The 22,416-nt window shown below is 44.7% G+C and carries 17 protein-coding genes; 5 read left to right on the top strand and 12 right to left on the bottom strand.

The window, feature by feature from the left end; translation table 11 throughout:
- Positions 1–29 precede the first annotated feature (29 nt).
- Genes NSS82_RS28700 through NSS82_RS28710 form a run of 3 tightly spaced genes read right to left on the bottom strand, consistent with a single transcriptional unit; the run spans position 30 to position 3,582 of the window.
- Positions 30–1,127, bottom strand: coding sequence for a Ger(x)C family spore germination protein (locus NSS82_RS28700; RefSeq protein WP_036681972.1), 1,098 nt, complete (start codon positions 1,125–1,127; stop codon positions 30–32).
- Positions 1,124–2,224, bottom strand: coding sequence for a GerAB/ArcD/ProY family transporter (locus tag NSS82_RS28705; RefSeq protein ID WP_036681975.1), 1,101 nt, complete (start codon positions 2,222–2,224; stop codon positions 1,124–1,126). Before NSS82_RS28705 ends, NSS82_RS28700 begins: the two co-directional genes overlap by 4 nt.
- On the bottom strand, positions 2,224–3,582 hold the full coding sequence (locus tag NSS82_RS28710; RefSeq protein ID WP_036681977.1) for a spore germination protein: 1,359 nt from the start codon (positions 3,580–3,582) through the stop codon (positions 2,224–2,226). The genes NSS82_RS28705 and NSS82_RS28710 overlap by 1 nt, the downstream gene beginning before the upstream one ends.
- Before the next feature lie 159 nt (positions 3,583–3,741).
- Between NSS82_RS28710 and NSS82_RS28715 the strand changes: the two genes are divergently transcribed.
- The 3 genes from NSS82_RS28715 to NSS82_RS28725 all read left to right on the top strand — a co-directional run bounded on the left by NSS82_RS28715 (position 3,742) and on the right by NSS82_RS28725 (position 7,427).
- Positions 3,742–5,289 (top strand): FAD-dependent oxidoreductase, encoded by a 1,548-nt coding sequence (locus tag NSS82_RS28715; protein ID WP_076272915.1) that lies wholly within the window; start codon positions 3,742–3,744, stop codon positions 5,287–5,289.
- A gap of 147 nt (positions 5,290–5,436) precedes the next feature.
- Complete coding sequence (locus NSS82_RS28720; RefSeq protein ID WP_036681981.1) at positions 5,437–6,156, top strand: 3-ketoacyl-ACP reductase; 720 nt, start codon at positions 5,437–5,439, stop codon at positions 6,154–6,156.
- 959 nt (positions 6,157–7,115) lie between these two features.
- Positions 7,116–7,427, top strand: coding sequence for an antibiotic biosynthesis monooxygenase (locus NSS82_RS28725; protein WP_036681985.1), 312 nt, complete (start codon positions 7,116–7,118; stop codon positions 7,425–7,427).
- 610 nt (positions 7,428–8,037) lie between these two features.
- Here the strand turns inward: NSS82_RS28725 and NSS82_RS28730 are convergent.
- The 7 genes from NSS82_RS28730 to cidR form a co-directional block, all read right to left on the bottom strand.
- The gene (locus NSS82_RS28730) at positions 8,038–10,263 is read right to left on the bottom strand and encodes an MMPL family transporter (RefSeq protein ID WP_076272916.1); all 2,226 of its coding nucleotides are present in this window, start codon (positions 10,261–10,263) and stop codon (positions 8,038–8,040) included.
- Positions 10,264–10,473: 210 nt separating this feature from the next.
- Positions 10,474–12,372 (bottom strand): ABC transporter ATP-binding protein, encoded by a 1,899-nt coding sequence (locus tag NSS82_RS28735; protein WP_076099696.1) that lies wholly within the window; start codon positions 12,370–12,372, stop codon positions 10,474–10,476.
- Positions 12,369–14,129 (bottom strand): ABC transporter ATP-binding protein, encoded by a 1,761-nt coding sequence (locus NSS82_RS28740; protein WP_076272917.1) that lies wholly within the window; start codon positions 14,127–14,129, stop codon positions 12,369–12,371. The genes NSS82_RS28735 and NSS82_RS28740 overlap by 4 nt, the downstream gene beginning before the upstream one ends.
- Positions 14,122–14,643 carry a MarR family winged helix-turn-helix transcriptional regulator gene (locus tag NSS82_RS28745; RefSeq protein ID WP_051491214.1) on the bottom strand — a complete coding sequence of 174 codons (522 nt, stop codon included), beginning with the start codon at positions 14,641–14,643 and terminating at the stop codon, positions 14,122–14,124. Before NSS82_RS28745 ends, NSS82_RS28740 begins: the two co-directional genes overlap by 8 nt.
- A gap of 279 nt (positions 14,644–14,922) precedes the next feature.
- Positions 14,923–16,323: a DNA-binding protein gene (locus NSS82_RS28750; RefSeq protein ID WP_076099697.1), complete on the bottom strand. Its 1,401-nt coding sequence runs from the start codon at positions 16,321–16,323 to the stop codon at positions 14,923–14,925.
- A 164-nt stretch (positions 16,324–16,487) separates the two neighbouring features.
- Positions 16,488–16,757: an aspartyl-phosphate phosphatase Spo0E family protein gene (locus NSS82_RS28755; RefSeq protein ID WP_076099698.1), complete on the bottom strand. Its 270-nt coding sequence runs from the start codon at positions 16,755–16,757 to the stop codon at positions 16,488–16,490.
- Between the two features lie 114 nt (positions 16,758–16,871).
- Positions 16,872–17,801: a cidABC operon transcriptional activator CidR gene (gene cidR, locus NSS82_RS28760; RefSeq protein ID WP_076272918.1), complete on the bottom strand. Its 930-nt coding sequence runs from the start codon at positions 17,799–17,801 to the stop codon at positions 16,872–16,874.
- Between the two features lie 111 nt (positions 17,802–17,912).
- On the opposite strand from cidR, the gene NSS82_RS28765 reads away from it, so the two are divergent.
- Both NSS82_RS28765 and NSS82_RS28770 read left to right on the top strand, forming a co-directional pair.
- The gene (locus NSS82_RS28765; protein WP_036682017.1) at positions 17,913–18,287 is read left to right on the top strand and encodes a CidA/LrgA family protein; all 375 of its coding nucleotides are present in this window, start codon (positions 17,913–17,915) and stop codon (positions 18,285–18,287) included.
- Positions 18,281–18,964 carry a CidB/LrgB family autolysis modulator gene (locus tag NSS82_RS28770; RefSeq protein WP_036682019.1) on the top strand — a complete coding sequence of 228 codons (684 nt, stop codon included), beginning with the start codon at positions 18,281–18,283 and terminating at the stop codon, positions 18,962–18,964. The genes NSS82_RS28765 and NSS82_RS28770 overlap by 7 nt, the downstream gene beginning before the upstream one ends.
- Before the next feature lie 77 nt (positions 18,965–19,041).
- On the opposite strand, the gene NSS82_RS28775 is transcribed toward NSS82_RS28770, so the two are convergent.
- Together NSS82_RS28775 and NSS82_RS28780 are read right to left on the bottom strand one after the other, a co-directional pair.
- Positions 19,042–20,010 (bottom strand): Gfo/Idh/MocA family protein, encoded by a 969-nt coding sequence (locus NSS82_RS28775; RefSeq protein WP_038573694.1) that lies wholly within the window; start codon positions 20,008–20,010, stop codon positions 19,042–19,044.
- Positions 20,011–20,063: 53 nt separating this feature from the next.
- Positions 20,064–22,376, bottom strand: coding sequence for a helicase C-terminal domain-containing protein (locus tag NSS82_RS28780; protein ID WP_076272919.1), 2,313 nt, complete (start codon positions 22,374–22,376; stop codon positions 20,064–20,066).
- Positions 22,377–22,416: the final 40 nt, after the last annotated feature.

Below are 22,416 nucleotides of genomic sequence, written 5' to 3' on the forward strand. Positions count from 1 at the left end.
CCCATTTTTATCCACACATTCTTTCCCAGCTACTTGATCATCCCTGAATATTTAATATTCACGTCAGCTTTGATCTCAAATTTAAGATCTGAATAGAGCCCCTTCCACACTTTCATTTCCGTATCGTTATTAAAGTGTCTTGCTCCATAATGCAGCCCCCAACCAAAGGGATCTAGGCCACTTGCTTGAATTTTGGTCAGCAATGCTAAGATATCCTCTTCCAGTTCTTTTTCCCCGGCTTCCTGGATCTTCTTCAACATGTGATGTGTCACCAAATCCGGGCTACTGCTCTCTTCGAGAATACCTTTTATCTTAATACGATAACGAATAGTGGCTTTCCCATGCTCTGGTGTCAGGATTTTGTAGTCTGAAGATGATCTCTCTGTGTAGTATTGATACATAATACCTTCGGAATGAGCGGGTAAGTTGGTTCGCAGATTCGGGCGTGATAACAGATTATATAGCCGGGTTTCGTTGGGCGTAAGAACCATTTTGATTTTCTCGTTATTCAGCAGAGCAATTTTATCAATTAAAAACTCCTTATCCCCTTTGGCCTCGATAATCGGCAGGATCGGATCAATCCCCTCCTCAAAGATATTTCTCATCAGCTGAAAGGAATACACACTAGAAATAAATGGAGACTCCGTGCCTTGTCCACTCATAGCCAGAATAAGAGAATTCGATGGAATCCGCTCCGATTCAGGTCTTACCTTCAGCACTTGAAGTGCTTCCGGACGCCCTATTGCAAAGTTGACAATAAGTTGGATATCTCTACGTCGCACAGCCCAATCCATAACATGGAGAATATCTTTACGGGCAACCCCCTCCCCCAAAATAATTGATTTACAATGGGAATAATCAAGCTCCTTTTCCACTCTGGATTTCATTCTACGGAGGGCTTCCGAAATGCTTGGAGACTCCTCCGTCAAGATCTGCATCTTCTCATCAATCTTGGTAACATCCCCCTGAGGGATGGCAAGCTTTAAGCTAATCTTAAAATTCCCTTCTTCTGCACCTTGGTCAACGCCGATCGCTAACACGAAAATCCGCAAATCAATCTCCTTGAAGTCACAACCAGGAAGAAGAAGGAGTAATATAATCCCAATTCCAGCAAGTACTCTTCTCACAGCTTCCCCCTCCTAACTTTGCGATAACAATAAAACAGCAGAGCGATGATGAACATCTCACCAAACCAGCGAATTTGCAGAAACCAGGCACCAAACATATTAAGTTGATATTGATCCAGCCCCATTAAGGACAGAACCATCGCACTAAACAAGCCTAGAATGCCCCACTCTTTCCAGTGCTCTGCTTTTGGGGACTGTTTTTTTACAGATGAAAGGGCACCTTTAAAAAGCTCTAAACCTCCATGCCAATGAACAATTACACTCACCAGAGATAAACTTAAATAGGTAAAATAAAAAATAAACAGCATCCGTTCAATAATAAAGGATTCCATCCGAATACTGTCGGCCGTCGAGAACCATGTATACACATGCCTATCAATAGCAACGGTTCCGAAATATCCGATGGGAACTAAGAAAGTCAAGAGCAGTACGAAAAGACCCTCCACCCCTAAAATCCAGGCATGCTTCAGCTTCAGCCCATGAAATACCCGATTAAATATGGCCAGGTTTAAGTAACCGCTAAACGAAAAGGTAGCCGCCGCAAGGCTCATTAGGTCCGGCTTATGCCAGAAGTATGTAGTGACCTGCAAAACAGAATCCCAATTGAAGTCCGGATTGGTCAACGCTTTTACGAGGCCATAAATAATTAACGGTAAGGATACGCTGAGAATGATTTCAAGCCCATACAAGAGTGATAAAGAATCGAAGCGACAGCAGATGCAGACCAAGACTAAAAAACTGATCACAACCGTATAAGGACTCGAATCGGGACTGATAAACCGCAGCGTGATATCTACAAAAGAAAGCAATGTAACTCCCCCGGCCACACACCATAAGCCAGCAAAAAGGACCAATAAGATTCTGGCTAACTTCTTAGGAAGCAAGGAGTCAAATATTTCCGGAAACCCCTTGCCGGGGAATTTAGCAATCAGTACAGTAAATATATAGACAAACAAAGTGCCCAAGATCGTTCCGATTAGGATGGACATCAAAGCACCACCAAAACGTCTGTCTATTAGTTCCCTTGGAACAAAATTAATGATGTTGATCAGGCTGTTCATCAGAAAAAGACAGTAGAAATAACGGCTTTTGGCCATCAATGCTCTCCACCCTTCTTCTTGCCGAGATTATCGAGAAAAAACAATCTGAAATAAGGTCGTCCGAAGCTGCGCTGTTTGCATAAATACATGGCGAATCCCACAACACAGACCACTACCCCAACCAATCCTAAAAAAGCTGCGGCAATAAGAAAAATATACTTCAGCACTCGTATGGACAAGCTCATCATATTCAGCGGAATTAGAAAATTGGATATCGCAACAGCAGAAACCAATATGATCATGATATTCCCTACAAGTCCTGCTGCCGTCGCTGCCTGCCCCAAGATAAGCCCTCCTACCGTCGTTGCCGTTGGACCAATTGCCTTGGGGAGCCGTAAGCTCGCTTCAGTCAGAAACTCCATCATCATGAGCATTAAAAGCACTTCCACAAAAGATGGATAAGGCACAGTCGCACGACTGCCCGCAATAAGCAAGGCAATCTGCACACGAATAATCTCTGGGTTATACGAGGTGAGTGTTACGTAGAGCGCAGGCAGCCACAACGTCATGCACACACCGATAATCCGAAGCAGCTTTAGAAAACGCCCCACGATAGGAAACTGTATTTTATCATCCATGGATGTAAAGAAGTCATTAAAAATAGAAGGCAGCACTATCGCATAACCGGTTGTATCCAGCACTATCGCTACTTTACCTTCAGACAAATTAAACACCACTCTATCCGGTCTTTCGGTGATGATGGACTTAGGGAGTATTCTTAATTTGTCACTGCTTATAAACTTCTCAAGTTCTCCTGCAGCCTGCAAAATATCAACCTTTAGCGTCCCCATCTTCTCCCTTAATTCTTTTAAAACGTTATAGTCAACACGACTGTCATCGTATAAAATAGCTATCTTTGTTTTAGAGACATCGCCGATGACCATGGTCTCCATTTTGAGATTAGTGGATTGATAACGCCGCCGAATCATGTTCAAATTAATCGCTATATCCTCTGTCAGTGCATCTGACGGCCCCTGTGAAATACTTTCGGCAGACGTTTCACTAACACCGCTGCTCTCCGTACTCATAGCATCGAAGAAATAAATCACATCTTTTATACCCAGAAGCACATAACCACTGAGCAAAAGGTCGATCGCCTTCTCTCTCGTAGTCGCCTCTTCAGTGCCCGGATAAGTCATAATGTAATCCTGATAAGCGCTAATACTCTCCATTTCATAAAACGGCGCAATCACGTGGCGGCTGAGTGTCTGCGCATCTGTAACGCTTTTGATATAGAGCAGGTTGATTTGCCCAAAAGGGGCAACGCTCGTTTTATCGATTAAATCCGCGAACCCGTTCAGCTGGTCTTTGATCCATTCCAGAGAAATATTGTCCTTATCCTGTTGAACTGACATGGAACATCATCCCTCCTATTTGTCCTTTACGTCCCGGATCCCCCCTTATTTTGGCACTGTTTCTTTGAATTCATGCACTGCACAATTGAACGGGGAGTTTCTTTTCACAGGACTGTGGTAATAAATGAGATGAGGATTGTACAGATGGAGGGATAATAGATGGACCCAAACCGTAAGATAACGCAAAGTCTTCCACAATTTCCGGAATCATTATGGAGAGATACCACGGATTTACCGACTTTTCCAAAGCTGGCTGAAGATATTTCTACAGATGTGGCAGTGGTAGGCGGTGGAATTACAGGCATTACAACAGCCTATCTCCTCAGCAAAGCAGGCTACAAAGTCACGCTCTTGGAAGCAGGGGAAATTCTAAGTGGCACTACGGGTTTTACCAGTGCAAAAATCTCAGCACAGCACGGGTTAATCTATCATCATTTGATAAAGCATTTTGGGCATGAGCAAGCCCGGCTCTATTATCGTTCAAACAGCGAGGCTATGAATTGGATCCAGAATACGGCTGAGGAACTTGAAGTATCCTGCGGCATGAAACATGAGGCAGCTTTTCTGTACGCGGATGCTGAAGATCATAAGACGCTTAAACAACTGGAGGAAGAGTATAAAGCCTATGAACAATTGGGTCTGCCCGGAGAGTGGCTAGATAACGTCTCTATCCCTCTGATGGCCAGTGGTGCCATTAAATTACCAGGACAAGCCCGCTTTCACCCGCTGCAATATCTGAAGGGCCTGCTGAAGGTCATTCAGGATAAAGGTGGCGTAATCTATGAGCATACGATGATGGCAGATAAGGTGGAGAAGAACGATAAGCTTACGCTTTTTACTGAAAAGGACGGGTATCGGATCACCTGCCGCTACGCCGTTTCAGCTTCTCATTTCCCCTTCTACGATGGAGGAGCATTATATTTCTCGCGGCTGCATGCTGAACGTTCCTACTGTCTGGCGATCCAGCCTGAAACGGATTTTGAGGGTGGAATGTATCTAAGCGCAAGCGAACCCACCCGTTCTCTGCGTGCAGTAGAGTGGGAAGGCATGAATCTGGTCATTGTCGGGGGAGACAATCATAAGACAGGCCAGGGCATCTGTACGATAGGACATTATGAGAATTTGGAGCTATTCGCAGGAAATCTGCTCGGCATCAAAACAATCCCTTACCGCTGGGCAGCACAGGATTTAATCACCCTAGACAGGGTGCCCTACATCGGCAAGATTTCAGACGATGAAGAGATTTATATCGCCACAGGTTTTGGAAAATGGGGCATGACAAGCGGTACGCTGGCCGCACAGATCATCTCGGATCAGATTCAGCGCAAAGATAATCCGTATACCGAATTGTACGATCCGTCCCGCTTCAAAGCTGGCACCAGCCTAAAAAACTTCATCGTGCAAAATGCCAATGTGGCAAAAGAGCTCGTGGCGGGCAAAGTGGAAATCGTCCATAAAAAGACAACTGATTTAGAAGCTGACGAAGGGGCCGTTGTGTTCCATGATGGCAAACGTGTGGGAGCTTATAAGGATCCAGAAGGTAAACTTCATCTGGTGGATAGAACCTGTACCCATATGGGCTGTGAATGCGAATGGAACAACGGGGATCGCTCTTGGGATTGCCCTTGCCATGGTTCCCGCTTCTCCTACGATGGCGAGGTTTTAGAGGGCCCAGCTTCGGTACCGCTGACGAAACTCCATGAATAATACTTTTCATGAAAAAGGCGTTCGGTTTCATGAAATTCGCAACCCGTTTTCTTAGGGGCGATTGTAATTGCCCTATAGCATTCAGGTATAATAAGACTTGAATGAAGCAGCTGCTTCAAAAAAGTTTGAAGGAGAGTGACGATAGAGATGGATTTGAGAGGAAAGAGTGTTGTAATTACTGGTGCAGGCAAAGGGATCGGAAAAGCCTTGGCTATGGCACTGGCTAAGGAAGGTGCTAATTTAGGCCTGATCTCCAGAACTTCAGGTGATCTCGAAGCGTTAAAATCAGCCTTAACGGAAGTATATGATGTTAAAGTCAGCATTGCCGTGGCCGATATCGCCGTACGTGAAGAAGCTGAACGTGCTGTTGCTTCCCTGCAAAATGAGCTTGGAGCATTTGATGCATTAATCAACAATGCCGGGATTGCAAAATTCGGCACTTTAGTAGAAATGGACCCTGCAGACTGGGAGCGCCACATCCAAGTTAATCTTTACGGTACTTATTACGTAACCCGTGCTGCACTGCCTGCGATGATTGAGAAAAATGGCGGAAATATCATCAATATTTCATCCACAGCCGGAGAACGCGGCTTCGCGACAGGCTCTGCTTACTGCGCATCCAAGTTCGCTCTCATGGGCATGACCGAAGCCCTCGCACAAGAAGTGCGCAAACACAATATCCGCGTCGTAGCCTTGACTCCAAGCACCGTGAACACTGGCCTAGCTTCCAATGCTGGACTTAAAATCGGTGACGAAGACCGCATGATGCAACCTGAAGATGTTGCTGAATTGGCACTGACAGCTTTGAAGCTGCCGGATCGCGTCTTCCTAAAAACAGCAGGACTATGGACCACCAATCCGCAATAAAATTGCACTGGACGCGTAGGGAGCCGGATGATCTGGGGTGATTGCACTTTGTGCAATAGAATCGCTCTAGACGAGGATGAGGCCTTGGGTGATTGCACTTTGTGCAATCAATTTAGTGGCTCCCCTCCTTTTAGGCGATTGGGGCTTGATTCTATTGTACAGAATGCAACAGACTGCATTATTCAGACAACATTCAGGCTATTCTGTTGCACATTCTGCAATGTAACTTCATTTGTGGGCTATATTAGGTAACCGGGACTGCAATTAGGTGCTAGCTGGAATGGTGGTTTTGAGTAAACACTTTGGAGTTGAGTTGCACTTTGGCTTAGAGTAACGTTACGGTTGAGGTGGCACTTTACTTGCAGTAGTTACTTTCTCTTGCGATAGACACTTTACTTGCTGTAGCCACTTTACTTGCAGTAGACACTTTGATTTTTGGCAGGTACCTGAGTTTGCACAATACTTAACGTTTAAATAGATAATAGTTGCACTTTGTACATCTATTCAGCGCAATTAGAGGAGAAATCATACTTTAGTTGCACTCTATACAGTTAAAAGAAGGCTATTCTCGTCGATTCACCAGATTCGCACAAATTAGTTGCAGAGAATACACTTATTCGATCGTTTCTGGTGTGACGGATAATTTAAGTGTACAAAGTGCAATTAAGCGCCCGCGTTCTTGTGTCTTTTGGGGTGGTCTTTTATTTTGTTAGTTGGTTTGTGGTTTGTGTATTGTGTTCTGTGCCTTGTACCTTGTACCTTGTACCTTGCGCCTTGTCCTTGTGTCTTGTGCCTTGTGTCATATACCATTGCTCCGTACTTTCGGGTGTAATGTGCTTTTGAGAATCACGATGTTACCTTGAGGTCTTGATGTTAATTTCCAAGGTTCTCATGTTATATTATTTCGATTCACAATGTCCTGAGAATATACTAACTTTCTGATCGGAGGTTTATCTATCATGCTGGTAGTAACTAATACTATTAAAGTAAAAGAAGGTCATGGCGAAGCTATTGCTCAACGTTTCGGAGGAAATAATGGTGTACAGGATATGCCTGGGTTTGTACGTATGGAGGTATGGCGCGGAAATGCCAAAGAAGGTATCGAGGAATTAAAAATCTGCACCGTATGGGAGAATGAGGATGCGTTCAAAGGCTGGACCTCCAGCGAGTCCTTCCGTCAGTCGCACCGTGGTGCTGGTGGTAATGACGCAATCCTGGGTGCTTCCATCGATAAATATGAGCTAATGATCAGCCGCACGCCTGGTAACTAAGTATTAGGACTAACCAATCGGAGTTGTAGCTAGATTGGACCAGCAGTGTGTACGGGATTGTTGCCCGATAAGCACAGTAACTAATTAACTATTACTGCTAGGTTAACCGATGCAACGAGCTAATTGGCTTTACCTCCTGGCTAACCAATGCAGCGCGCTAGTTAACTCTTACCGCCGGGCTAGCCAATACAGCGCGCTAATTGGCTATTACCACTAGATTAACTGATGTAGCAGACGAATTGGCTTTACCTCTTGGTTAACCAATGCAGCGCGCTAGTTAACTCTTACCGCCGGGCTAACCAATGCAGCGCGCTAGTTAACTCTTACCGCCGGGCTAGCCAATACAGCGGGCTAATTATCTTTACCTCTTGGCTAACCAATGCAGCGGGCTAATTAACACAGTTATCGCTTCTAAATGCTAATTGCTACAGTAAAAACTTAGAGTGATTATCGTCCAGCAGACTTATTGATTAGCCTATTAGATACAGGTCAGTTAGTTGGTACAAGCAGCACTATTACCCAGCGATGTCCTGGACCTAAGACTAAACAAACAGGGATGTCCGGAGCCAATATGGCTCTGGGACATCCCTGTTTGTTGTTTATAAACTCATTATTCACTTACATCTGGCTGAGGAGTCTCCACCTCTTGATGTTTACCCGGCCAGAACGACCAACGACCAAAGAGCGTCGTAATAGCTGGTACAAGGAACGGACGCACCACGAAGGTATCCAACAGAACACCAAGAGCGGTGATGATACCGAACTGCACAAGCACCTGAATCGGCAAGCTTGCCAATACAGCAAATGTACCTGCCAGAATGAGGCCGGCAGAGGTAATTACCGAGCTGGTCTCATTCACACCTTCCGCGATAGCCTGCTTAAGCGGCATGGTTTTACGCTTTTTCCAGATATTCGAGATCATGAAGATGTTGTAGTCTTCTCCAAGTGCCACCAAGAAAACAAAGGAATACAGTGGGATCGCTCCCTGAATGGCATCAGCTCCCATCACATAGTGAATGATAATCCAGCCTAAGCCAAGCGCTGAGAAGAAGGAGAGAATAACGGTGCCGACCAGATAGATGGTGGCCACTATTGAACGCAGATATATCAACAACAGTAAGGTGATCATTCCGATGACCACGGGGATAATCAGATCGGTATCCCGATCTCCAATCTCTTTAGTGTCGTGCTGTGTTGCCGTCTGTCCGCTTACCCACACATGATCCGCAGGGTTCGCAACGTCTACATCGATTAATGCCTGCTCTGCGGTAGCAAGAAGGGTGGGAATATGCCCCATCGCTTCTAGTGAGTAAGGATTGCTTTTAAATTCAATATCAAAACCAACAATATCTTTGTTTACTGCCCCCTGCTGCGGATCGGAAACCGTGTCCACATAGGTGAGTCCGCCAAGAATGACCTTTAGATCCTCTCCGCTCGCTTTTCCTTGGGTATCAATAATCAGCTTCGCTGGAGCCAATTCTCCGGGGGAGAACTGTTTGCCAATAAGGTCGAACCCTTCGCGGGACTCCATATTTTTAGGAAAAGAGGATAGGATATCATACGTGAATTTGATGCCACTGGAGAATGAAGCCAGAATCCCCAGGCCGATAACGGTCACACCTACGATAGCCCAAGGCCGGGTTACTACCAAGCCGCCAATGCCCTTTTTACGGGAAACCTTGGGTTCAGGAACAGGTTTGCCTTTAGCCTTAGCCCGTTCTACCTCCATTTGCGGTGTGCGCGGAATGAATGGGAAGAACGAGGTCCGTCCGAAGATCGCCAGCAGTGCTGGTACGAGGGTTAGACTGGCAATTCCCATGATGAAGATCGACACGCTAAATGGAATGGCAAAACGATGATAAGCTCCATACTTAGCCAGCAATAATGCGAACAGCGCGAGCACGACGGTGAAGCCGCTCATAGCAATTGCACCTGAAGATTCGGTAATGGAGCGAAGAAGGGCACGACTCTTGCTCTCCTCTACCTTCAACAACTGCCGGAACCGTGAAATCAGGAACAGACAATAGTCCGTACCAGCTCCGAATAACAAAACGGTCATAATCGAGATCGCCTGTGAATCCACTGTGATCCAGCCTTCTTGCGCCATTTTTCCAAGAATCGGGCTAGTTACGCCATAAGCGAACCCAACCGCAATAAGCGGAATAAACGCCAATATCGGCGAACGATAGATCACCAATAAGAACACCAGCACAAGCATAACCGTAGCAATTAACAAGGAAACGTCTGCGTTTTTGAACAGCCCTGTAGCATCTATGGAGATGCCCACTGGACCCGTAACACGTAAACTCAGGTCTTTTCCATCTACCTTAGCAGCAGAGGGGTCTCCGCCCGTCTCCGTGTTTATGATCTTCTTCATTTCTGTCACAGCTTCGCCGAGCTGATCACTATCTGCCGTTTTATCAAAAAGCACTGGGGTTACCAGCGTACTAAGATCCTCAGATAACGAGGCTTGTAATGCTTGTGGCGGCAGTTGTCCTAATGGTGGAACAAAATTCTGATGGGGCAATGGTTGCTGCTCCAACTTCTTGTACACAGCAGTGATATGTACTAAATCATCTTGTGAAAGCCCGCCTTCTCTATGCCATACGAGCAGCGCAGGCACTCCACTTCCACTAGGGAATTCTTGCTCTGCAATAGCTGCTGCCTGTACCGATTGTGAATCATCTGGGAGGTTAGGCGCATTATTAGCAACCTGAGAATTCACTGCAGGCCATAACAGGGTAAGTGCACCTACAAGCACTATCCATACGAGAAGAGTAATCCACTTCGTCTTTTTTCCTGCCACCCATTTTCCGTAGCCTGACATTCCCTTCATCCTCTCCTTTACCTTGCAGCCTTAAAAATGAGCCGCGGGTCATTTTTTATTCTATCATATATATGCTTTAATTTTTAATCAAACTTTTTTTATTTTTCAGAAAAATTAAAGCACCTCATCACATATAAAATACCCCTCTCTTCACATAAAAATCAGCATCATGTGAAAAGAGGGGTTTATGATTAACTATACTTTTTTCTTCACTTCAATTTAGCCTACGTCCAAATCCCCTTCAGAGAACTGACTGTTATAGAGATCCGCATAGAATCCGCCTTGTGCCAGCAGTTCTTCGTGGTTGCCTTTCTCGATTACACTACCTTGGTTCATGACAAGGATGAGATCCGCATCACGAATCGTCGAGAGACGGTGGGCAATAACGAAGCTTGTTCTGTTTTGCATCAGCGCATTCATCGCTTTTTGAATCAGCAATTCAGTCCGTGTGTCGACACTGCTCGTTGCTTCATCAAGAATGAGGATCGATGGATCAGCAAGAATAGCGCGAGCAATAGTAATCAACTGCTTCTGTCCTTGTGAAATATTAGAAGCTTCTTCATTTAACACCGTATTGTAGCCAAGCGGAAGTGTGCGGATAAAGTGATCAGCATGCGCAGCCTTGGCCGCCCGCACCACATCAGCTTCTGATGCACCTTCACGACCGTAAGCAATGTTATCACGAATCGTACCGTTGAAGAGCCAGGTATCCTGAAGCACCATACCAAATTTACTGCGTAGGTCACTCCGTTTCATATCGGTAATGTTGACGCCATCAATGATAATTTCCCCGTCGTTAAGCTCGTAGAAGCGCATCAACAGGTTAATCAAAGTGGTTTTACCAGCACCAGTAGGACCGACAATAGCTATAGTCTGACCTGGACTAACCTCAATATTCATGTCCTCAATCAGAATAGCATCCTCTTTATAGCCGAATTTCACATGACGGAACTCAACGGAGCCTTCCGGAGCACCTTCATCAAGCTTCACAAGTGTAGTATTAACTTCTTTGACTTCCTCTTCTTCATCCAGAAGTTCAAATACACGTTCTGCGGAAGCAATGGTGGATTGAATAATGTTAGCAATATTAGCCGTTTGTGCAATCGGCTGGGTGAACTGACGTGAATATTGAATGAAGGCTTGGATATCCCCGACATCAATCATTTTTTTAGTAACAAAAATACCACCCACAACACAGATAAGCACATAACCCAAGTTACCGATAAACATCATAAGCGGCATAATCATACCCGACATAAATTGGGAGCGCCAGCCAGAATCATATAGCTTATCGTTTATTTCATCAAAATCTTTAAGCGACTGCGGTTCGCGGCCGAAAGCTTTAATAATCCGGTGCCCTGTATACATTTCCTCTACATGACCATTCAACTGACCAAGCGATTTCTGCTGTCTCACAAAATAAGTCTGCGAACGTTTGGAGATCGCCATAATCACAATAAAGCTGAGTGGCAACGTAGTAATCGTGATTAAAGTCAGCCATGGGCTGATGGTAAGCATCATCACAATAACACCAATAATAGTGACGATTGAGGTAATCAGCTGCGTTAAACTTTGCTGCAACGTGGTACTGATGTTATCCACGTCATTCGTAGCACGGCTGAGAATTTCCCCGTGTGTGCGGGAGTCAAAATATTTTAAAGGTAAACGCTCCAGCTTGCTGTTGATCTGCTCACGCATGTCATAAACTACCTTCTGCGCTACTCCAGCCATTACATATTGCTGAATGTAACTAAACAAAGCACTAAGCAGATACAATCCCGCGAGCAGGATCAGAATATCATTAATATATCCAAAATCAATGGAGGCACCCTCTACACCCATCAATTTGCCGTAAGCACCTTCGAACAGTTTGGTTGTAGCTTTACCCATAACCTTCGGACTGAAGATACTGAACACCGTACTGGCAATCGCCATAATTAGTACAATAATCAATTGAACCATACGTGGGCGTAAATATTTGATCAAGCGACGAAGTGTACCTTTAAAATCTTTAGCCTTTTCTGCCGGCATCCTCATTCCAGGACCGCCACCCGGTCCACCCGGACCTTTATGGCCGCGGGGAGCTGCAGGCTTATGTTCTCTGTTTTGTTCGCTCATGCTATTTCCTCCTCTGACAGCTGCGAGGATACGATCTCGCGGTACACATCACTGCTCTCGAGCAGTTCACGGTGAGTGCCCATTCCAGCAATTTCACCCTCATCAATTACAATAATCCGGTCCGCATCCATAACGGTGCTAACCCGCTGAGCTACGATCAATACGGTGGATTCCGTAGTTTCAGCTTTGAGAGCTGCGCGAAGTTTGGCATCTGTCTTGAAATCAAGAGCTGAGAAGCTATCGTCGAACAGATACACCTCAGGTTTTCTCACAAGCGCCCGAGCAATGGACAACCGCTGTTTCTGACCACCAGAGACGTTATTCCCGCCTTGGGCAATTTCCGAGTCAAACCCTTCCTTCATCGCGGATACGAAATCGTAGGCTTGAGCCACCTTGGATGCATGAATGATTTCTTCATCCGTAGCATCCTCTTTACCGTAGCGGATGTTCTCATTAATCGTACCCGAGAACAATACTGCTTTTTGAGGGATGTAACCGATTTTGCTCCGCAGCTCTTCCTGTGTCATCTCACGCACATCCACTCCGTCTACACGTACAGCACCTTCATTAACATCATAGAACCTTGGAATCAAGCTGAGCAGCGTAGATTTACCCGATCCGGTACCCCCGATAATTGCGGTAACTTCACCCGGACGAGCACTAAAGCTAATTTTCGAAAGTGCAGGCTGTTCTGCCCCTGGATAGGAAAAAGATACATTCTCAAACTCAACAAAACCACGTAAAGAATCGCGTCCGTCTTTTTTAGTAGCTTGAGCTGTTGTATGCAGTTCACTCTCAGTAGGATCTGTAAATTCAGGCTGCATATCCAGTACCTCATTGATACGCACGGCTGAAGCTGAAGCACGCGGAATTAACACGAACATCATCGATACCATAATCAGAGAGAACATAATTTGCATCGCATATTGGATAAATGCCATCAGGGACCCAACTTGCAGATCGCCGTCACCAATTCGAATTCCACCAAAATAAAGAATAGCAATCATAGAAAAGTTCATTACAATCATCATCAGCGGCATCAGGCCGGCCATGATTTTGTTGACCTTGATAGCTGTATCCGTAAGATCACGGTTAGCTTCGGTGAAACGTCTATTCTCATGATCAATCCGGTTAAAAGAACGAATAACACGAATACCTGTCAGATGCTCACGCAGCACCAGGTTTAATTTATCAAGCTTAATCTGAATGGCTTTAAACAGTGGCAGACCCTTCATCCCAATAAAGAAGATCGCCCCAACAAGTACAGGAATAACGACTACAAAAATCAATGATAATTTAGCATCTTCAGATACTGCCATGATGATACCACCAATCATCATCATCGGTGCCCCGATCATCATGCGCAACATCATAGTAAGTACGGTTTGAACTTGTGTAATATCATTTGTTGTACGTGTAATCAAAGACGCTGTACCTAACTTATCGAATTCATGCAGAGTGAAATTCTCTACATGATTAAAGACTCGAGCACGCGTGATTTTACCAAACCCAGCCGCCACTTTTGCCGATAAGTAACTGGCAATTACCGAACATAAAGCACCGCCACCTGCAACCATGAGCATGAAACTACCTATTTTCCAAATATAAGCGCGATCTCCTTGAACGATCCCTTTGTCGACGATGTCAGACATTAGAGTAGGAAGGTATAAATCACCCATGGACTGCAAAAATACAAGGATTAATACAGCACCAATAGCTACCCTAAAAGGCTTCAGTTGTTTAAATAATTTAATCAAGCTTCTCATCTCCGTTCATTTGTAGCCTATCCCAATCAGGTGGTGGATTATCCTCAACGTATTCATGTACCTTAAGCAATAGCTCAGTGAGCTGTTTAGTGTCTTTTTCGCCTAAGTGTTGTACAAGCTTATCAAGCATCACATCACGATAATGTTCCGCTTTTCGTGTGAGTTCTTTTCCACGTTCCGTCAATTTTACGCGTACAACTCTTCGGTCCGAAGGATCCGCGTGTCTTTCCACCATCTGTTTCGCTTCAAGACTGTTAATCAGCTGCGTGATGGTAGGAGGAGTGAATCCAAGTAGTCGGCTGATTTCAGACACCTTAAGACCCTCTTCATCAGAATGATTCCATTTTTCAATGCATATCATTAAAGTCATCTCACTTGGCTTGTGGCCCTCAACGCCCTTTTGCCATTGAGCTTTATGCAGGCGTTTCATCGCCGCAAAAAGCCCGTGTGCGACTGAATTTTCAGTATTTTCTGTATTTCCTCCGTTTATCCCAATTTCCTTCACCTCTATTTTAGTTAGGTCAACTAATTATTAAACACTATATTATTTAGGCTACCTAATTATATTTTCACCGGATTGCTTTGTCAAATTATGAATACGCTATCAATTATTACGAAAAAGAAAACTCCCCAGCACGAGTGCAAGGGAGTAGTTATCGGTTTATGTATTGCTCTGTATTTTAAGGATTGAATAGATGTTTTCATCCCTTAGAACCAAGCTCCGTGCTCATAGGTTGTAATGCCTCCATTACTTCCAGAGCCCACAGGTCCAATGATAATGAAGCTAAACAATGCTAACACGCTTACCATCATCAACAGTGATTTTTTCATTTTTTCTCACCCCCTTTACTAGTTCTCTATATTTATCCTGTTGAGAAGCAGTAGCGTAATCCCTGCTCGTCTCAAATAAAGTTATACAATTAATGAAATCTTTTCCGTTGTTTTGCTTTATAGATAACTCCAAAGATTTCAGAAGATAATCTACACCAGTGCTATAACATTGCTTATTTATTTCATAGATTGCTACTTGATAGTACAAACGAAATACACGATCTACATTATTAGGCTCCTGGAACCCTTCAAACCTCAACATTTCTCGTGAGAATCGTGTAAGTACACTGTCAGCAGAGAACCCGTAACGATTAGCAGCATCCATAATAGTTATAAGTCCAGCTAAGATTTCACCTGGGTGATCTGCTAAAAAGGCCGCGTAGGAAGATAGAACATCCACATTACCCATCAACAACTCAATTGTGAAACCATTGCCCATTGCGAATAACCGAAATTGTTCTACCGCCTGACGACCTTCTTCATTCATCATTTCAAACCAGCCAAGATCTGCGTAGCCTGCAGTATACTTTTTGGCTTCTTCATATTTACCTTGCTTGGTCAGCGAAATTGCTTTAAGCAAATACCCATGACCGTAATAAACCACTAGTGGACGTTCCGTATGAAGAACTTCCTTACGTTTATCCACATTACTTCGCAGTTGCTCGCGGTAAACAGCATTAGCCAGCGTTCTTAGCTCATCAGCGAACGACTCCATTTTATTCCACCGACGAAGATCGAAACATAACTGTGTCAAAGTTAAGAGACCATCCAATTGCATATTTTCTGGTAGACGATTCCTGAAAGGTTCAAAAGTAATAACTGCATGTAACTTCTCGTCTGAATCGACGATGGATAAAATTGCTCTAAAAATACGATAATGACTTATTGCGAGCCGCTCCGAGTAACTGTCGGACTCATTCTCAGCTACAATTTTATAAAAAAATATCGATTCATCTATTTTACCTTTTTTAAACAATTTATCAGCTACCGAATAAACGATATCCAGAGACTTCGGATATTCCAGTAATCTGCTTAAAGTGTCCTCAATACAAGGCTGTTTGCCCAATTCAGCACAACGAATCAAAAAAGGCTCCACTCTACGGCGTGAGACCTTCTCATCATTGAAGCATTCATCAACATATAGAGGATATAACCAACCTTCTGGAAAACCAAAGGCTTTTATAATTGCATCTACTTGTCCCAAGGACATAGGCTTCGGCGGATTTCCATGCAGAATTGCACTGAGGCTGCCTCGATTCAGGCCACAAATTTTTGAAAATGAGGCGAGATTATGGCCGGAGCGGGACAAATTTTTCTCAATTTCTGAGCGTATAGTTGTTAACTTTCCCTCCACTCGGCACCCCCAAAGTTTGACTTGAAAAGATTCTATTAATTGACATTATAGGTGAAAGTTATGGATTGTACAACAAATAGATTGTACGACAAATAGAGGAGCCTAATACGCTCCTCTAGATCAGTAACATCTTCATAGTATTATAATTCTATGTTGTTGGTAGTTTAGCTAACAGTGATGGCGGTTTTGGAACTTCTACTATAGGATGTAATGCCGGCTTTCCGGTTGCGCAAATTTTCCATCATCTTATTTTGTGCCAGCAAAATATAGCTGTCTAATCGCTCACTGAGCTCTAAAACAGCACGGTCACTAAGACTCCGTTGCTCTGCAACCTCCAGCAATTCACATCTAAGACTCTCTATAGTTACAAGTAGCTCATCTTCTTTATAATCTTTTCTATGATTATTCTTGGAGGAATTTGGATTTTGTGTCACATCTCTCTCCTTCTCTCTATCAACATCTTCTCCTATCATAAGTCATGATACCAAAAAACATATTTTCAAAAAAAAGAAAAATTGTAGAGCTTCTAACAAAAACGGAATTACTATTTATTCAGAGTCCTCCGCATGCGCGTCAGGGAGCTCATTGGGATACTGTTCTCGCAAAAGTCCCTTTGCAAAAGCAATCCATTCGCGTGCCGCAAAAGATAAATAACGATCTCTTCGCCACGCCATAGCAAGCTGCCACGGAATTACCGGATCTGTCAAAGGCACAACAACTAACCGTGATCGATCCATATCCCGGCATATGGTCTCTGGCAGCAATGCGATTCCCATACCGGCAGCCACCATGCGGCTAATTAAGTCCCATTGGGAGCTCTCATAGATTACCTTAGGCTGAAATCCCGCCTTCAGACATTCCGTAATAATCCGATCATGCAGCGTAAAATCCTCCCGGAACAGCACAAACTCCTCTTCGGCCAGTTCACTTAACGGAACAAGGTCTGCACCGGCCAGCCGATGTCCTACAGGTAAAATAAGATTCAGCTTCTCTTCAACAAAAGTGAAACAATGAAGTTTGGCTGTATTTACAGGCAGCACAACCATTCCGATATCCAGCAAGCCCGTTTCTACATCTTCCTCCACTTTTTTCGCGCCATCCTCATGCAGACGAATAGTAACCTGCGGATAACGTTTATGAAATTGACCAATCACCGAAGGGAAAAAGCTCGCCCCTACCATTGGAGGCAGACCGATGCGGATGTGGCCCTGCTCCAAATTTCGTAAGCTATCCAGCTCAGAAGACAAGCTGGCGAACGACTCCACGATATTTTGCGCTTTGGTGAACAGAATTTCCCCCGCATCTGTAAGCCGGACACTTTTCCCTTCACGGTAAAACAAATCCGCCTCCAGCTCGATCTCCATATTCCGGATCATTTTACTGATCGTTGGCTGAGAAATATATAAGGATTCGGCAGCCCGAGTAAAGCTTTTCATTCGTGCTGCTTGGACGAAATATTCTAATTGTCGGATATCCATCTTCCAACCTCCGATCCATAGATAAAAGGAATGTCATTTATTCAATCTATTCATTTTACCTATGAAAACAATTGATGTAAACTTTCATTATCATGAAAGGAGCGAAGCCTTATGAAAAAGATTGTTATAGGCTTGCTGCAGGTAGCGGGACTTACCCTATTCTCATTACTAATCAATGCTGTAACCCCATTATTGCATATCCCTATTCCCGGAAGCATACTCGGAATGATTATATTGTTTCTTTTGCTTGAGTTTGGTGTCATTCATCTGAATTGGGTTGAAGTTGGTGCTTCTTGGCTACTGGCTGAGCTCCTGCTGTTCTTTATTCCATCTGCTATTGGCGTAATGAAATACGCGAATATTCTGGAAACTGATGGTTTACGAATCCTCGCGGTGGTCATTTTGGGTACGATTGTTGTAATGGCCAGTTCCGGATTACTTACCAGTAGAATTTACAAAGCAAAGGAGCGGAAAGGATCATGTTAAACGCTCTGTTATTCTTCGGTCTTACGGTTGCTGTGTATCTACTGGCGAAACGCATTTATGCTTCTAGTGGCAAAGTGTACACCTCTCCATTGATCATTACACCAGTGCTTATGATTATCTTCTTACTCATCACAGGCATTACTTATGATTCTTACAATGCGGGAGGCAAATGGCTGACGGATTTGCTGCAACCGGCAACTATGGCCTTTGCAATCCCTTTGCATAAAAACTTCAAGGTGCTCAAAAAGCACGCCGCCGAAATTGCGGCAGGCGTGCTGTCAGGGACGATAACAGCGGTGATCTCTTCTATTCTGCTCGCCAAATGGCTGCATGTCAGCGGCGATCTGGCAGCCAGTCTGGTTCCACGTTCGGTGACTACGCCGATCGCTATGAGCATCTCGCAAAGTATCGGCGGTGTACCGAGTATTACTGCAGTCTTCGTCATCATTACCGGGATACTCGGTACAATGATGGGCCCTACAGTGCTCCGCATCTTCCGCATTGACAATGAAATCGCGCGTGGTGTATCGCTGGGAACCGCTGCGCATGGTACAGGAACATCCAAGGCCTTCGAGCTTAGTTCACTGACCGGAACCATCTCCAGTATTGCGATGATTCTGTCCGCGCTGTTATCCATAGGTGTGGCGCCAGCTTTACTCGCGGTATTCCTCCACTAGGCTAACCCAGCTTGAGCCAAGGACATGTCTCTTTAGCACATCTAAGGCGACATGTCCTTTTTTTAAGAGATCTAAACCTAGAATTTAACCGGAAGTCCACTTTGTGCTGAATCGTAAGCCGCGCAGGTTACTTTAAGCGTCTTGAATCCATCCTCATAGTCACTGAGAATACGTGAACGATCACCTGTCCGTACAGCATGCAGAAAAGCTTCACTTTCCACTAAATATGGATTTCCTGTGTTTTCAAATTCGGTGCTATTGCCACTTCGCACTTCCAAGAGACGATCCGGGTTCCAATCCAGCAATCCCCGATCATTATAGAAACTAAGTCCTACACTTCCCACCGGATCAGGCAGTACACATGTATTTGAAATATTAGCTATGATTCCATTCTCAAGCTTCAGAGATACGGTACCTACATCGGCTACGCTCACACCTTCATGCTGCTCATGCATAATTCGGTTTCCGAACATGCCGTATACTTCTTTTACCTCTCCTGCCAGATAACGCACTAAATCGACGATATGAGTAGTCTGCTCGGTGAACTGTCCTCCGGATTGCTCCTGATCACGCCACCAAGCTACGCCCGGCATGCCGCCCATCCACTGGCCCATAACCATACCGATCTTATCACCACGTAGTGTTTCCTTGAGCCGTCTGACATTCTCTTGATAACGGAAATGGTAACCTACCGAGGTCAATAAATTATGTTCTTTAATATCTTGCAGCAAGCTCGCAGGAATTTCAGTAGTCATACTAAGCGGCTTCTCTATAAAAAAAGGAATATCCCTCTTGATTAATGAACGTTCAATCGCACCATGAGATTGTGGAGGCACACAGATATAAACAGCATCAAGCGTCTCTGCATCCAACATCTCTGTAATATCACCATATCCAGCAGCTCCGTATGGACGTGCCATATCTTCGCCTTTGGCTTTACTGCTTCCACAGACTGCCTGCAACTGGACATCATCCATCCCTGCCAGCAAATCAGCATGTACCTTAGAGAACCAACCCGTACCCACAATACCCACTTTTAATGTCATATTATTTCCCCCTGCCGATTGATTATGAATACCCTTTCGTAGATTATAACCTCTTACGAGCGGATAAGATAATCTCTCCATTCTTCGGGGAGCAAATGCATATATGGACTCTGCAAAAAACGGTCATCAGCCAACACGATAATGCCCGTATCCGTCTCGCTGCGAATCAACCGGCCTCCGGCTTGCAGTACCTTGCACATTCCCGGATAGACATAGGCATAATCAAAGCCATTTTTTCCTCTGGCATTAAAATATTGACGCAGCAGATTGCGTTCAAGACCAAGCTGTGGCAGGCCAACGCCAACAACCATAACCCCATTGAGGCGATCCCCTGGCAGATCCACACCTTCTGAAAAAATTCCTCCAAGTACAGCAAATCCCAATAACGTCTCGTCATTGTCTGGACTAAATGCAGCTAAAAAACTTTCTCTAGCTTGCTCACTCATGCCCGTATCCTGCATCAATGTCCGGATTTCAGGGTAATTCTCCGTAAAGGCCTGATATACGTTTTGTAAATAGAGGTACGAAGGAAAAAACACCAGATAATTGCCCTTCTTGGAGACCATTTGGCTTAGTGCTTTAGTCAACGGAACTAGGGAAGCTTCCCGGTCATGATAACGTGTGGAGACAGGTAAGACGGTTACTTCCCACTGCTCCTTCTGAAAAGGAGAAGAAACAGTTAAACTGTAATCTTCCTCCACCGCACCAATCATATCCCGGTAGTAAGATAATGGAGAAAGTGTAGCTGAGAACAGGATCTGACTGCGAAAGCTCTTGGACATCTGCCGAAGCAGATGCGAGGGATCCAAATTGAATAACTTGAGATAGACATCCCCTCTACGAACCTCAGCATAGGTAATGTAGCGTTCATCATAGGTCTTAAAGGTGCGGAGCATTCCCTGAACTGCAAAATATGTATCCAAGAGGACATTTTCCCCTTCATCTTCTCCATTCAGAGAGACAATGCTGGAGCTGGGGTGAATAAGTTCCTGTTCCGCCTCCAAAGAAAATATCTCAAGCAAAGCTGGCAGCTCCTCCGGGAACGAGTCCCACTGCCCTTGCCCCTCTTCATTGCAAATTTTGCGAAGGGAGATGAAAAAAGCATTCACCGATTTAGCGGCTTTACTCAAACTCCGGTTCATTTCTTTATATTGGCGCTGGATCTCCAGGAAAGGGGCTTTCAGCAAAGAGGCGGAGAACATTTCCCGTCCCCGGTCTACCAGATTGTGTGCTTCATCTACTAGAAGTACCGTTTCTCTCTTTCTTTCCTCTGTTAGCCGTTTCAGACTGATGCGAGGATCATATATATAATTGTAATCGCAGATCACAGCATCACAGGCATAGGCCGCATCCAATGAGAACTCAAATGGGCACACTTTGTGTTTGTGAGCATACAGTGCAATGGTGTCTCTGCTCATGAGCGTCTCGTGATCTAACAGATCCATCAACGCCTCGTTGATCCGGTCATAATAACCATCCGTATAAGGACAGGAATCCTTACCGCAAACCCCCTCTTCGCGAAAACAGGCCTTCTCTTTAGCGGTAATAGTGATGACATGCAGCTGAAGTCCCTGCGTTAGCAACAGCGAGATGGCTTCCTGCGCGGCAAAACGGGTAACCGTCTTTGCCGTTAAATAGAACAATCCCTTAGCTTGTCCTTCGCCCATCGCTTTAAGGACAGGAAACAACGTCGACATTGTTTTCCCAATACCTGTGGGTGCTTGAGCGAACAGACTGACCTTTTCCACGACGGACTTATATACGGCTCCTGCAAAATGACGTTGTCCCTTTCGATAAGAGGAGAACGGAAAGCTCAACTCCCGAAGACTCTGCTCCTTCTTAGCCTCATGATGAACCATCATCTCGGCGTACGGAGCATATCTAGCTACTGTGTCATTCACAAATGAAATCAGCTCTTCAAAAGACAACGTTCGGTACAAGCTTTTTTGCTCATCAGTGGCCCGGTGGACATAGGTAAGCTTAACCTGAATAGAAGAAAGCTCTTGCTCCAGAGCTATCATATATGCGTACATCAGCGCCTGTGCCCAGTGAACCTCATGTCCCTCATCCAGTAAATCCAGCAGTCCGGAGGTTGACTTGATTTCTTCGACCGTAAAGCTCCCATCCTCCGAGACAAGCAATCCATCACAACGCCCATCTACAACATAAAGCAGGTTTCCATAAGGAATTTCCGTTTTCAAATAAACCTCTTTGCGGTCACCTTCCTTATATTGCTTTTGGATTTTCTGATGAATTCTTGTGCCTTCGACCATAGCGCCCGTTCCATGAAAGCCAGGCTCAATGCTTCCGCTGCGAAAAACATATTCAACGAGAGTTCTAACTGATAAAGCTACTGTAGAGCCCATCCGGCATCACATCCTTTAATTTTCCATATATTCTTTTTGC

Source organism: Paenibacillus sp. FSL H7-0735 (assembly GCF_038008505.1).
GTDB lineage: Bacteria > Bacillota > Bacilli > Paenibacillales > Paenibacillaceae > Paenibacillus_AQ > Paenibacillus_AQ odorifer.

Excerpts from the sequence above, each read along its gene's own strand:
- NSS82_RS28735 (WP_076099696.1), bottom strand. The coding sequence starts at position 12,372 with ATGAGCGAACAAAACAGAGAACATAAGCCTGCAGCTCCCCGCGGCCAT.
- cidR (WP_076272918.1), bottom strand. The coding sequence starts at position 17,801 with ATGGATATCCGACAATTAGAATATTTCGTCCAAGCAGCACGAATGAAA.
- NSS82_RS28770 (WP_036682019.1), top strand. The coding sequence starts at position 18,281 with ATGTTAAACGCTCTGTTATTCTTCGGTCTTACGGTTGCTGTGTATCTA.
- NSS82_RS28775 (WP_038573694.1), bottom strand. The coding sequence starts at position 20,010 with ATGACATTAAAAGTGGGTATTGTGGGTACGGGTTGGTTCTCTAAGGTA.
- NSS82_RS28730 (WP_076272916.1), bottom strand. The coding sequence starts at position 10,263 with ATGAAGGGAATGTCAGGCTACGGAAAATGGGTGGCAGGAAAAAAGACG.
- NSS82_RS28780 (WP_076272919.1), bottom strand. The coding sequence starts at position 22,376 with ATGGGCTCTACAGTAGCTTTATCAGTTAGAACTCTCGTTGAATATGTT.
- NSS82_RS28765 (WP_036682017.1), top strand. The coding sequence starts at position 17,913 with ATGAAAAAGATTGTTATAGGCTTGCTGCAGGTAGCGGGACTTACCCTA.
- NSS82_RS28705 (WP_036681975.1), bottom strand. The coding sequence starts at position 2,224 with ATGGCCAAAAGCCGTTATTTCTACTGTCTTTTTCTGATGAACAGCCTG.
- NSS82_RS28720 (WP_036681981.1), top strand. The coding sequence starts at position 5,437 with ATGGATTTGAGAGGAAAGAGTGTTGTAATTACTGGTGCAGGCAAAGGG.
- NSS82_RS28710 (WP_036681977.1), bottom strand. The coding sequence starts at position 3,582 with ATGTCAGTTCAACAGGATAAGGACAATATTTCTCTGGAATGGATCAAA.
- NSS82_RS28725 (WP_036681985.1), top strand. The coding sequence starts at position 7,116 with ATGCTGGTAGTAACTAATACTATTAAAGTAAAAGAAGGTCATGGCGAA.
- NSS82_RS28715 (WP_076272915.1), top strand. The coding sequence starts at position 3,742 with ATGGACCCAAACCGTAAGATAACGCAAAGTCTTCCACAATTTCCGGAA.